This window comes from Vibrio sp. 10N.247.311.12 (assembly GCF_041467515.1).
GTDB lineage: Bacteria > Pseudomonadota > Gammaproteobacteria > Enterobacterales > Vibrionaceae > Vibrio > Vibrio crassostreae_C.
This window is the reverse complement of record NZ_JBFSUV010000021.1, coordinates 20,140-32,427: the sequence shown is the minus strand read 5'-3', so window position 1 is coordinate 32,427 and position 12,288 is coordinate 20,140. Positions and strand designations below refer to the sequence as shown.

9 protein-coding genes are annotated in these 12,288 nt (G+C 45.5%); 4 read left to right on the top strand and 5 right to left on the bottom strand.

Translation table 11 applies throughout. The features are described from left to right. Positions 1–19: 19 nt before the first annotated feature. Complete coding sequence (locus AB6E30_RS11095) at positions 20–1,708, top strand: hypothetical protein (RefSeq protein ID WP_372103610.1); 1,689 nt, start codon at positions 20–22, stop codon at positions 1,706–1,708. Between the two features lie 69 nt (positions 1,709–1,777). Here the strand turns inward: AB6E30_RS11095 and AB6E30_RS11090 are convergent, their stop codons facing one another. Then, positions 1,778–2,137 carry a RidA family protein gene (locus AB6E30_RS11090; protein WP_017063689.1) on the bottom strand — a complete coding sequence of 120 codons (360 nt, stop codon included), beginning with the start codon at positions 2,135–2,137 and terminating at the stop codon, positions 1,778–1,780. Between the two features lie 120 nt (positions 2,138–2,257). Between AB6E30_RS11090 and AB6E30_RS11085 the strand changes: the two genes are divergently transcribed. After that, positions 2,258–2,473, top strand: coding sequence for a DUF3624 domain-containing protein (locus AB6E30_RS11085; protein WP_372103632.1), 216 nt, complete (start codon positions 2,258–2,260; stop codon positions 2,471–2,473). 243 nt (positions 2,474–2,716) lie between these two features. Here the strand turns inward: AB6E30_RS11085 and argH are convergent, their stop codons facing one another. From argH to argC, 4 genes are all read right to left on the bottom strand, one after another. Continuing rightward, positions 2,717–4,591, bottom strand: coding sequence for an argininosuccinate lyase (argH, locus tag AB6E30_RS11080; RefSeq protein WP_017061136.1), 1,875 nt, complete (start codon positions 4,589–4,591; stop codon positions 2,717–2,719). Between the two features lie 347 nt (positions 4,592–4,938). Next, the gene (locus AB6E30_RS11075) at positions 4,939–6,150 is read right to left on the bottom strand and encodes an argininosuccinate synthase (RefSeq protein ID WP_017061137.1); all 1,212 of its coding nucleotides are present in this window, start codon (positions 6,148–6,150) and stop codon (positions 4,939–4,941) included. A gap of 113 nt (positions 6,151–6,263) precedes the next feature. Further along, entirely contained in the window at positions 6,264–7,052 is a 789-nt protein-coding gene (gene argB / locus AB6E30_RS11070; protein WP_017063686.1) for an acetylglutamate kinase, read from the bottom strand. Positions 7,053–7,064: 12 nt separating this feature from the next. Beyond that, positions 7,065–8,069, bottom strand: coding sequence for an N-acetyl-gamma-glutamyl-phosphate reductase (gene argC / locus AB6E30_RS11065; protein ID WP_017061139.1), 1,005 nt, complete (start codon positions 8,067–8,069; stop codon positions 7,065–7,067). Positions 8,070–8,222: 153 nt separating this feature from the next. Here argC and argE point away from each other — a divergent pair, with 153 nt between their 5' ends. Together argE and ppc are read left to right on the top strand one after the other, a co-directional pair. Then, positions 8,223–9,359 carry an acetylornithine deacetylase gene (gene argE, locus AB6E30_RS11060; RefSeq protein WP_004729680.1) on the top strand — a complete coding sequence of 379 codons (1,137 nt, stop codon included), beginning with the start codon at positions 8,223–8,225 and terminating at the stop codon, positions 9,357–9,359. Between the two features lie 252 nt (positions 9,360–9,611). Continuing rightward, positions 9,612–12,248 carry a phosphoenolpyruvate carboxylase gene (ppc, locus tag AB6E30_RS11055; protein WP_239830794.1) on the top strand — a complete coding sequence of 879 codons (2,637 nt, stop codon included), beginning with the start codon at positions 9,612–9,614 and terminating at the stop codon, positions 12,246–12,248. Positions 12,249–12,288 lie beyond the last annotated feature (40 nt).

Here is a 12,288-nt window from a genome sequence, read left to right as displayed (position 1 = left end):
TGTTCACAAGGAAGATGTAATGTTCAAACAAAGTTTGCTAGCAGCAACCATTACTTTGGCTTTAATTGGGTGCGGCTCAGACTCCAATTCAGGATCAAGCGAGGAAACTATAACCTCATACCAATTTATTGATTCTGCTGTTGAAGGGTTATCATACACAACAAGCTCAGGGTTAAATGGAGTAACGGATTCAGAAGGGAATTTCAACGCCCTCCCGAACGATTCAGTCACCTTTTATATTGGTGGTCCTGATGGTGTAAAAGTAGGAGCAGCTTCAGTGCAAGAAGTAGTAACACCGTTTGAAGCAGCTGGTAAATACAACAGAGCGATAAACTTAGCGGTTCTACTCCAGTCTGTTAATAACCAATTTGGTAGTTCCGGAAGCGGCGTTTTAACTATCCCGGAAAAGCTACAAGACAGAGACGATCAGCAAGTTGCTGATGCGTTAGTCAACCTTAGACTCGACAATATCAGCAGTGTTGAGACTTTTTTAACTGAGATTGGCGTTGCTTCCACGAACATAGTGACTGACGCTGAAGCTATCGCACATATGTCTGATTCTTTTGGTGAAATGGTGCGTGGAGACGTTGATACCAACAACCCGTTCGCACAAGGTGGTCATAAACACGTACGCTATATCGATGTTACTCAGTATAAAATCGCTACAGACTTAGACCCACAAACATTTACCTACGTACATGCAGATAAAACCCTGCCAATCGAGCTCTTTGAAAAAACTCGTGGCATGACATCTATGGACTTCACTTTAGATTCAGAAAACGTAGTTATGCTTGCTGGCTCAAACGACACCTCCCTTTCGGAAAGCAGAGCTGAAGATTATTTAAACTGCCTCGCGGCAGGCCATAACTTTGTTGATAAAAGCTGTGATGGAATCCCCGACGAAAATCATTCGATCATTAAAAATGGGACATTCGCTTACCAACTGCAAGACCCTGAAGGTGTTCAAGAAACCAACGAACCATTTCCTTGGGATGAGTTCAATTTTGGTCCATTCCAAGCAAGCACTATTAGTGAGTTAAATCACTTCAATGAACGAGTTCGAGACGATAAAGATGATAGAGATATCGACTCCGCATGGCAGCGTGAAGTTATCTCAGGAGCTTACGACCCGATTACTGGCATCTACACAGAGATTACTAACAAAACAGAGTTAAATGGAGATAGCTGTGATCTATCGCCATCAAGTTGCACCGATAGCCGAAACACTCAGTTAGTCGCATTCTATTATCCTGTAGATGAGGCTGGAGGTGAGCGCTACGTAAACTTTGAAGGTGAATGGGTTAACACTCAGATTTGCGCAGACAACTCCGTAGCAAAGGAAAGCTACTCTTTCTCAGAATCCAATGTCACCATCAGCGGTTCGGAATGTCAAAATGGAACCGCACAAGACAATACCCATGACGAACCATACACCTATGAAGATTTAGCTAACATCGATTATTGGTGGTTCAACCAAACAGGTCGACAATCTCAGGCAACCCTTACAGAGTTGAACACGGTCGTGCGCTTCTGTGATCAAGATGACTATGTTCAGGGTGACGTGTGCTCTGACAATAAAGAGTATTTCGTCAAATGGGAATACCAACCTGCTGGGACAGACTGGGATCAAGGCTTGTTAATCCGTACGAAGAAATCTAAGTCGGGTCAAGTTGTTGGTCGTAGCATAATGCAAAAAGTATCTAGCTAACTGTTTCAGAATTAGTCATATAAAAAAGCCTCGCATAACAGCGAGGCTTTTCATTGAACTAAGAATGACTTAACAACAGCTGTTTTTCTCAGCAGCAATCACAGAGATCTCAACAAGTAGCGCTTCGCGAGCCATGTCGCCAGTCACACATGCGCGAGCTGGAGCGTGACCTTCTGGAACCCATGCATCCCAAACTGCGTTCATTTCTTGGAAGTCTTTCATGTCTTTCAAGTAAATCGTTGCTGACAGCATGTGCTCTTTGTCGCTGCCTGCTTGATCAAGTAGGGCTTCGACTTTATCCAGCATCGTTTGTGTTTGCTCAGTGATGTCTTTGGTTGCATCAGCACACACTTGGCCACATAGGTAGATAGTGCCGTTGTGTTTCACAATACGGCTCATGCGTTGTTTGGTTTCTTGGCGCTCAATCATCGACTTTCTCTCTCTGTGTCACCGTGATCCAATATCTTGTGACGTGTTATTATCAGGGCAACAAGCATAACGCGAATCAAACCCAAGGTGACATGCATTCATTGCAATAAAAGTGAAAAAATCCGTAACAAGCTCGGTCGTTGCCAGCGTTGCATGAATCAGCTGATGGTGTTGTCGATTTTGAGTTGGGGAGTATGGTGGCTATTTTTCAGAGAAGACCCAAAAACCATCAATGCCATCGCTTTGATGATGGCCGCTTTCGCATTCAGTGGCTTGTTGTCGTTGCATTGGATAATGAAGTTTGTCGTGCTGCCTTTAAGGAACAAAAAGCGTTAACAGAGAGACTTTGCTAGATAAGTGATAAAGGCTAGATGTCCAATTAAATGACTCGCCTTAGCAAGCCGTCATCATTTCCCAAACAGCAGATAGAAAAAAGCCCCAGAACCAATCGATTCTAGGGCTTTCTTAGAAAATTCTAAGAAAAAGCAGTGGTACTTTAATAGACCGGGCTTTTCTTAGTTTGTTCCCAAAAAAGATCAGATTTTTGATCTTTTTTTTAGGAGCTATAAAATCAATGCCTTATGCAACATTAACCTTAGCAATTATCTGCTCTACCAAGTTCACTTCCAATGCCACTTCATCACACGCATGTTGACGAGGACACTGGTCACAATCTTTCAGTACCTTCTCAGGCAACAGAGATTTCGATGTCGGTAAGAAATCATGCTTCATGAAGAACTCAGGTGTACGAGTCAGCACAAACACCTTCTTGATGGCCATTTGTCGCGCTTTCTCAACCAAGTGCTGCACAATTGCGGTACCCTGCCCTTGACCTTGCCAGCCAGCTTCGACACCCAGTGAACGGATTTCCGCTAGGCCAGAGTCATACACATAGAGTGATGCACAACCTGTCACCTCACCATGATGCTCTGCGACCGCAAACGAGCCAATATCACGCACCAGTTCATTACGAGAACGAGGTAGGTTTTCACCCATGTTCGCCCAGTAAGCGACCATACCTTCCAACGCTTCAATATCGGTCAGACGAGCAGGACGAACCTTGACGATGGACGTATCACGCTGTGATAAACGTTTCTCAGCTTGGTCAACCGCGTAAGCCACTTGCTGTGGAGATACACCGCCTAGCGCGCTACGTTTTTCAAGACACGATTCAATGGTCAGGATGTCATACACATCTTCCTCAATCACCTCAGAGAACTCTTTCATCTCTGCGATGGTTAATTCTTCTAATGCACAGCCTTTAGCAATCGCCGCCACTACCGTCACACCAACAATATGGTGAGCTTCACGGAAAGGAATCCCTTTCGCTACTAGGTAATCAGCCAATTCAGTTGAGTTCGCGTAGCCTTGTTTCGCGGCTTCAAGTGTACGTTCGCCGTTCACTTTAATGCCGTCAAAACAGAGTGCTGCCATTTCCATACAATCATTCCAAGTATCTAAAGCGTCGAACAGACCTTCTTTATCTTCTTGCATGTCTTTGTTGTACGCCAAAGGCAGAGCTTTTACTGTCATCATCATTGCCGCTAATGAACCGTAAACACGGCCAGTTTTGCCACGGATAAGCTCTAGCGCATCTGGGTTTTTCTTTTGTGGCATCAGAGATGAACCTGACGTCACGGTATCCGCTAACTCGATGAAGTTTGATTCACCTGAGTTGTAGAAAATCATATCTTCTGCAAGACGCGAAAGGTGAAGCATAGAGATAGAAGCAATCGACATTAGCTCCATCACATGGTCGCGGTCAGAAACTGAATCTAGAGAGTTGCGCGTTGCACGACGGAAACCTAAGTTGTGAGCTAACTCTTCACGGTCCATCGGGTAAGCTGTTCCAGCAAGGGCACCAGAACCCAGCGGACATGTGTCTAGACGCTTAATCGCATCATTCAAACGTGAATAATCACGCTCAAGCATTTCAACGTAAGCCAAGCACCAGTGAGCAAAAGTTACCGGCTGAGCACGTTGTAAGTGAGTGTAGCCAGGAAGCACGGTTTCTTGATGCTGAGAAGCAACGTTCACCATTTGGCTTTGTAGGCGATCCAATGCCAGTAGCAGTTGGTTACCTTGCTGACGACACCATAGTTTCAGGTCTGTCGCCACTTGGTCGTTACGAGAACGGCCAGTGTGAAGTTTTTTGCCCAAGTCACCGACTTTGCCGATAAGTTGCTGCTCAACCCAGCTGTGAATATCTTCTGCATCAGAACGTAGAATCTGTTCAGGATCTTCCATCACCTCAAGTTTTAGCTCATTCAGCGCTAACTCAAGCTTCTGTTGCTCTTCTTCTGTTAATACGTTGACCGACAGTAGAGCTTTAGACCAGGCAATTGAGCCCACAATGTCTTGCTCAGCCAATCGGTAATCAAAACGAAGAGAATCGTTAAAATCTTTGAACCGGGTGTCTGCTGCTTGGGTAAATCTACCGCCCCATAATGCCATTGTGTATCTCCTAATTGCACAGTGCTCACTGTTTTTGCAAATGATAATTCTGATTAAGATTCAGTATTTTTCTGATGGTTTAAACTTACGGCAATTCAAAATGAAAATAAAGTATTAATTCATTATTTTCACATATTTATTCACCAACAGTTCAATCCATTGATTATTTTTAGCGTGGAGCGCGAATTATATGCCATCCGATAGGAAAAACCGAAGCTGATTTATTAGGCAAATAGAAAGTAAAAAGCCCACTCACTAATCAATAGTGAATGGGCTTTGCATAATAATGTCTGTTTACTAACCTTCAATCTTTCATCAAAGGCTAGCTCACTAACTCATTGTTAAGATTACTTTTGGCTATTCAAAGCACGGATACGGCTTGATAGCGAGTAAAGGCGGATGAAGCCTTCAGCATGGCTTTGGTCGTAAACTTCATCTTCACCAAAGGTTGCAAACTCTTCTGAGTACAGGCTGTTGTCAGAACGCTTCTGAGTCACCGTTGCATGGCCTTTGTAAAGCTTGATAACCACTTCACCATTCACGTCTTGTGCTAGCTCTTCTGTCGCGGCAAGGATTGACTTACATAGTGGAGTGAACCAACGACCATCGTATACAAGGTGAGAAGCCTTAACACCGAGCTCTTCACGGAATTCGAATGCCGCTTTATCAAGAACCAGTTGCTCTACTGCACGCAGTGCTTCCATCATGATTGTGCCACCCGGAGTTTCGTAACAACCACGAGACTTCATGCCAACAAGACGGTTCTCTACGATATCGATACGACCAACACCGTGCTTAGCACCTTTCTCGTTTAGGTAAACCAGTGCGTTGTATGGCGTCATTGTTTCGCCATCAACCGCAACCACTTCGCCTTTTTCAACTTTAAGCGTCACTGTTTCAGATTCGTTTGGCGCTTGCTCAGGGTCTACAGTCCAAGCCCAGCAATCTTCGTTAGGTGCATTCCATGTGTTTTCTAGAACGCCGCCTTCTGTTGAGATGTGCCATGCGTTTGCATCACGCGAGTAAATCTTAGTAAGAGAAGCCGTACAAGGGATGTTACGCTCAGCCAGGTAATCTAGACACTCTTCACGACTCACTAGATCCCATTCACGCCATGGTGCAATTACGTGTAGATCAGGTGCTAGTGCAGCAAATGCGCCTTCAAAACGAACTTGGTCATTACCTTTACCAGTACAGCCGTGACACAGTGCGTCTGCACCTACTTTACGTGCGACTTCAACCTGTGCTTTCGCGATGATTGGACGCGCCATCGACGTACCTAGTAGGTATTTACCTTCGTAGTAAGCGCCCGTTTTCAGCGTTGGGTAGATGTAGTCAGCAACCATCTCTTCTTTAAGGTCTGCGATGTAACACTCAGATGCACCAGAAGCTTTTGCTTTCTCTTCGATACCAATCAACTCTTCGTCGCCTTGACCAACATCCGCAACAAACGCAACCACTTCACAGTCATAGTTCTCTTTCAACCATGGAATGATTACTGATGTGTCTAGACCGCCAGAGTAGGCTACTACAACTTTCTTTACGTTAACTTTGCTCATTTTCTTTCTCCTAGTTTCCATACTGCACATGGCGGTCAGCGTTGGAAATGACTTCATAATTATATGTTTATTTAATTTGTCTAAATTCTTTAAGTAGTGACTCGTTGTGAGACCTACTGAGGTAAAAACTGTGTTCCTATGCTTTTACCTGAAAACAGTTGTGTTAGCTTTTCTGGGTATCGCCAAGTGGCAACTTCGATTGGTCGTCCAAGGTCGTTAGCGGCTTCTAGTGCAGCTTGAACCTTAACGATCATGCCGTCGGTAATCACTTTGCCGGCAATAAGGTCATCGGCTTGCTGTTGATTAAGACTTGGAATGAGGTGGCCTTTGCCATCCAACACACCACTTACATCAGAAAGCAGTACCAGTTCAGCATCAAGTGCGCCCGCAACGGCAACCGCAGCTTGGTCGGCATTGACGTTCATCAGTTGACCTTGCTCAGTAAGACCAATTGAGCTAATGATTGGCAGTGCGCCCGCATTAAGAATCGCTTGCAGAACGGTTGAGTCGCCCGGCTCCGCTTTTCCTACCGCGCCCAGTTCAGGGTTCAGTTCGCTCACTTTGCATAAACCACCGTCTGCTAGGCTTAAACCAACGGCATTGATACCGTCTTTAATTGCCTGACCTTGAAGTAGTTTGTTGGCCGTGCCCGCTAGTGCACCAGCGATCACAGGGATCTGATCATAAGGAGTAACACGTAGCCCTTCTTTCTTAACGGTTTCTAGATTCAACTTATTCATCAAATCATCAACAAGGTAACCGCCACCGTGAACAATCACGATTGGTCGTTGTGCCTGTTGTTGGTAAGCAGAGATAGCACCAAATAACTTGCTAAGTGTTTCACCACAAGATAGCGCAGCGCCACCTAACTTTATGATTAATGGTTGATTATTAAGGCTCATATCTAGATTTCCTTACACTAACGCAGTTAATGGCGCAAAACCATAACGTAAATTCAAACACTGCATCGCTTGGCTAGATGCACCCTTTAATAAGTTATCAATCGCTGAAACAACGATGATGTGATGACCTTGAACCTTCCAACCTAAGTCGCAGAAAGGTGTCTGTTCTACATCTTGAATTCTTGGCAGTGTCTCTTCGAGTAGTCTCACTGCTGGTTTACCTTGGTAAGCTTGTTCAAAGGCATCTTGTATCTGTTGTTCTGTCACGCCTTCAGCCAGTTTCATGGTGATGGTCGCTAAAATACCGCGCTTAAAGTTGCCGAGGTGTGGAGTGAAAATCACATCACATCCTAAATGTGCAGCCATTTCAGGTTGATGACGGTGATTGAAGACGCCATAAGCTTGCAGGCTTACTTCGCAGAAGCTGTTAACCATCGTCGCCTTGCGGCCTGCACCAGTCACACCGCTAGTCGCGTTAATCACTGGCCATTGGTTTTCATCCAGTAACTTGGCCTCAACCAAAGGTTTAATCGCCAGTTGTGATGCCGTTGGGTAACAACCCGCGACAGCGACAAGCTGAGCTTCTTTAATTTCTTGTTCGTTCCATTCCGCTAAACCGTAAGCCGCTTTGTCTAGCCATTGTTCGTGTTGATGTTCAAAACCGTAAAACTCTTGATAGAAGTTTTCGCCTTTAACTCTGAATGCTCCCGATAGGTCGAAGACTTGGCAATCGTTCTCTAGAAAGATTGGCGCTAGGTCGTGACTAACCTCGTGTGCCGTTGCTAAGAAAATCACATCAGACTGTTTAGCTACTTCTTCCGGATTTGTTAAAGGTTGTACTGGCATATCAATCAAACCAGCTAACTTACCGTGCAGTGCCGCAATAGGTTTACCTGCGTCTACACTATTGGCTGAGACATATAAACCTGATAGCGTGAGCTCAGGGTGTCTGTTTATCATTAGAGCCAGTTCTGCTCCTGTGTAGCCGCTTGCGCCAATGATCGTGGTTTTCAACATCTCAACACATCCATTTTTGAGGTAAGTTACATTTCAAATTTGACTATTCATACTTAATTTTTAGCTTTATTTGATTTCTTATGCATTAAATATGATTTAATATGTGTTTTACCGACTTATGGTTTTCCTGTCAATAGTAGAAGTGAAGTTATTATGCAATTACCGAGTTTTCTTGAGGTCTACAAAGGCCTAATTTCCACAGACTCTATTAGCTCGACCGATCCAAGCTGGGATCATGGCAACGAGAAAGTGATCGAAAAAATGGCTCAATGGTTTAAAGACGTAGGCTTTAGCGTTGAAGTCGTGGAAGTCGAACCCGGCAAGCATAATATGGTCGCTAAGATGGGATCGGGCGAAGGTGGCTTGCTACTTGCGGGACACAGCGACACAGTGCCATTTGATGAAGGACGTTGGAACTTCGACCCTCACGCACTAACAGAACACAACAATCGCTTCTATGGGTTAGGCACGGCCGATATGAAAGGCTTTTTCGCTTTCGTTTATGAAGCGGCAAAGAAGATGGATTGGAGCAAACAGACCAAGCCGCTATATGTATTGGCAACCTGTGACGAAGAGACCACCATGCTGGGTGCGCGTCATTTCACTGAAAATGCACCGTTTAAACCGGATTACTGCATTATTGGTGAGCCAACCAGCCTTGTGCCGATTCGTGGCCATAAAGGCCATGTTGCTAACGCTGTGCGAGTAACGGGTAAATCAGGTCACTCTTCTGATCCTGCATTAGGTGTCAACGCCATCGAGATCATGCATGAAGTGTTGTTCGCTTTAATGCAACTGCGTGACAAGCTAGTCAAAGAGTATCACCACCCGGGTTTCGCAATTCCAAGCCCCACTCTAAACCTTGGCCATATCCACGGTGGCGACAGTGCCAACCGTATCTGTGGTTGCTGTGAGCTGCACTATGATGTGCGTCCTTTGCCAGGTATCAGCCTAGATGGCTTGGATAACATGCTGCGCAGCGCACTTAAAGAAGTGGAAGCAAAATGGCCGGGCAGAATCGAGATTACGCCACTGCACGAACCTATCCCAGGTTATGAGTGCCAACACGACCATCCATTTATTGGTGGCATGGAATCCGTTTGTGAGATTGAATCGCAAACCGTCAACTACTGCACTGAGGCACCTTTCCTTCAAGAACTTTGCCCAACCTTAGTGCTGGGTCCAGGCTCAATCGACCAAGCTCACCAACCAGATGAGTTCCTAAGCTTCGATTTTATCGATCCAACGATTGATGTTCTGAGTAAGTCGATCCGCAAATATTGTTTCTAGTTATTACTTTTCTTCCAATATTTTCGTATAAAAGCTACCCGAAAAGGTGGCTTTTATTCTGTTATCCCAGACACAGCCTGATCTTGTAATTAAATTTCACTTTAATTCCGAACTATTGGGAAATTTACTTCTCCCGCATTTCGAAAACTAATAATTGCAAACTTAGAATGCTTTATTTGACTAGATACAGCACTTTTCGCTAGATTGTGTACTTAACAAGGAACAATGGATGTAATTTTTTTACGAGGCAGGATGACAATGAACGAGAAATACGCCGCTCTCAAGAGTAACGTAAGCATGCTGGGACGCTTGCTAGGTAACACAATCCAAGATGCACATGGTGACGTTATCTTAGAGAAAGTGGAGACTATCCGTAAACTTTCCAAATCCGCCCGCGCAGGCAACAAAGCTGACCGTGACAGCCTAGTTGAAGAAATCAAAAACCTGCCGAACGAACAACTCACTCCTGTTGCTCGTGCATTTAACCAATTTCTCAACCTCACCAACATGGCAGAGCAGTACCACACCATCTCTCGCCACTGTGAAGAGCATGTTTGTGAACCAGACGTGCTGCAATCTCTATTTTCCAAATTAAACCAGAATGACATCAGCAAGCTAGACGCGGCTCAAGCCGTTCGCGACCTGAACATTGAACTCGTTCTGACTGCACACCCAACAGAAATCACTCGTCGCACCATGATCAACAAGCTAGTTAAGATCAACGAGTGTCTGTCTAAATTAGAATTAAGCGACCTATCACACAAAGAGCGCGTGAAAACCGAACGCCGCCTAGAGCAACTGATCGCTCAAGGTTGGCACTCAGATGTGATTCGTCAGCAACGCCCTACGCCACTTGATGAAGCGAAATGGGGCTTTGCGGTTGTTGAAAACTCACTTTGGGAAGCTGTACCAGATTTCCTACGTGAAATGGACGGCCGACTAAAAGGCTACCTTGGTGAAGGTCTACCAATTGATGCACGCCCAGTACACTTCTCATCTTGGATGGGCGGTGACCGCGATGGCAACCCATTCGTAACGCACACCATCACTAAGGAAGTTCTGCGCCTATCTCGTTGGAAAGCTGCCGATCTTTACTTAGGCGACGTAAACGAGCTGATTACCGAACTGTCGATGACTAAGTGTAATGATGCCGTTCGTGAGCTAGCAGGTGATGAACACGAAGCTTACCGTGCAATCCTGAAGAACCTACGCACTCTACTGAACAACACGCTAGAAGTGCTGGATGCAAAATTGCATGACACAGAGGTTCCGAAGAAAGAAACACTACAGAACATCGAGCAACTTTGGACACCGCTTTACGCATGTTACCAATCGCTGCACGAATGTGGCATGGGCGTAATCGCAGACGGTTCTCTGCTTGATACTCTGCGCCGCCTAAAAGCGTTCGGTGTACACCTAGTTCGTCTCGATGTGCGTCAAGAAAGTACTCGTCACTCAGATGTACTGTCTGAACTGACTCGCTACTTAGGCATTGGTGATTATGACCAATGGAGCGAGCAAGACAAGATTGCTTTCTTAACCAATGAATTAAGCTCAAAACGTCCACTACTTCCTCGTGATTGGGAGCCATCTGAACAGGTTAAAGAGGTTTTAGACACCTGTAAGGTCATTGCTGCTCAACCGCGTGAAGCGTTTGGGGCTTACGTGATTTCTATGGCTCGTACTGCATCGGATGTACTGGCTGTTCACTTGCTGTTGCAAGAGTGTGGTTGCCCGTATCGCATGGACGTGTGCCCACTGTTCGAAACGCTAGACGACTTGAACAACTCAGAAGCGGTAATGAAGCAGCTAATGAGCATCGACTTGTACCGTGGCTTTATCCAAAACCATCAAATGGTGATGATTGGATACTCTGACTCAGCGAAAGATGCGGGCGTAATGTCTGCAGGTTGGGCGCAATACGATGCGATGGACAAGCTGGTTAAGGTTTGCGACGAAGAAGGCATTGAACTGACTCTATTCCACGGTCGTGGCGGTACAGTTGGTCGTGGTGGTGCTCCGGCGCACGCAGCCCTTCTTTCTCAGCCACCGAAGAGCTTGAAAGGCGGCTTACGTGTAACTGAGCAAGGTGAAATGATCCGCTTTAAGCTTGGCTTACCAGATGTTGCTGTAAACAGCTTTAACCTATACGCAAGTGCGATTCTAGAAGCAAACCTTCTACCACCACCTGAGCCTAAACAAGAATGGCGCGACCTAATGGAAGTGCTGTCTCAAGTCTCTTGTGAGGCTTACCGTAACGTGGTTCGTGGTGAAGAGAAATTCGTACCTTACTTCCGTCAAGCGACGCCTGAACTGGAGCTAGGTAAACTGCCTCTTGGTTCTCGCCCTGCGAAACGTAACCCGAATGGCGGCGTAGAAAGCCTACGTGCAATTCCATGGATCTTCTCTTGGAGCCAAAACCGTTTGGTACTGCCTGCATGGTTAGGCGCTGGTGAAGCGATTCAATACTCAGTAGACCAAGGCCATCAAGCGCTACTTGAAGAGATGTGTCGTGAATGGCCATTCTTCTCAACTCGTCTTGGTATGTTGGAAATGGTGTACTCGAAGTGCAACATGGAAATTGCGAAGTACTACGACCAGCGTCTTGTTGACGAAGAGCTATTACCTCTGGGTGAGTTACTGCGTGAACAGCTACAAAAAGACATCAAAGCGGTACTGAATGTAGAAAATAATGAGAACTTGATGCAGAGCGACCCTTGGGGGCTTGAGTCAATTCGCCTACGTAACATCTACGTTGAGCCACTAAACATGCTTCAAGCAGAACTGCTTTACCGTACTCGTAAGTGTGAAACACCACCAGCAGAGCTAGAAGAAGCGCTAATGGTGACGATTGCAGGCATTGCAGCAGGTATGCGAAACACTGGTTAATTAGTGATTCCTACTATAACCTGATCAGCATTTATATCTA

Bases quoted from the DNA above. Each gene is read 5' to 3' on its own strand.
- AB6E30_RS11095 (WP_372103610.1), top strand. From the start codon at position 20: ATGTTCAAACAAAGTTTGCTAGCAGCAACCATTACTTTGGCTTTAATT.
- ppc (WP_239830794.1), top strand. From the start codon at position 9,612: ATGACAATGAACGAGAAATACGCCGCTCTCAAGAGTAACGTAAGCATG.
- argH (WP_017061136.1), bottom strand. From the start codon at position 4,591: ATGGCATTATGGGGCGGTAGATTTACCCAAGCAGCAGACACCCGGTTC.
- argB (WP_017063686.1), bottom strand. From the start codon at position 7,052: ATGAGCCTTAATAATCAACCATTAATCATAAAGTTAGGTGGCGCTGCG.
- AB6E30_RS11090 (WP_017063689.1), bottom strand. From the start codon at position 2,137: ATGATTGAGCGCCAAGAAACCAAACAACGCATGAGCCGTATTGTGAAA.
- argE (WP_004729680.1), top strand. From the start codon at position 8,223: ATGCAATTACCGAGTTTTCTTGAGGTCTACAAAGGCCTAATTTCCACA.
- AB6E30_RS11075 (WP_017061137.1), bottom strand. From the start codon at position 6,150: ATGAGCAAAGTTAACGTAAAGAAAGTTGTAGTAGCCTACTCTGGCGGT.
- argC (WP_017061139.1), bottom strand. From the start codon at position 8,069: ATGTTGAAAACCACGATCATTGGCGCAAGCGGCTACACAGGAGCAGAA.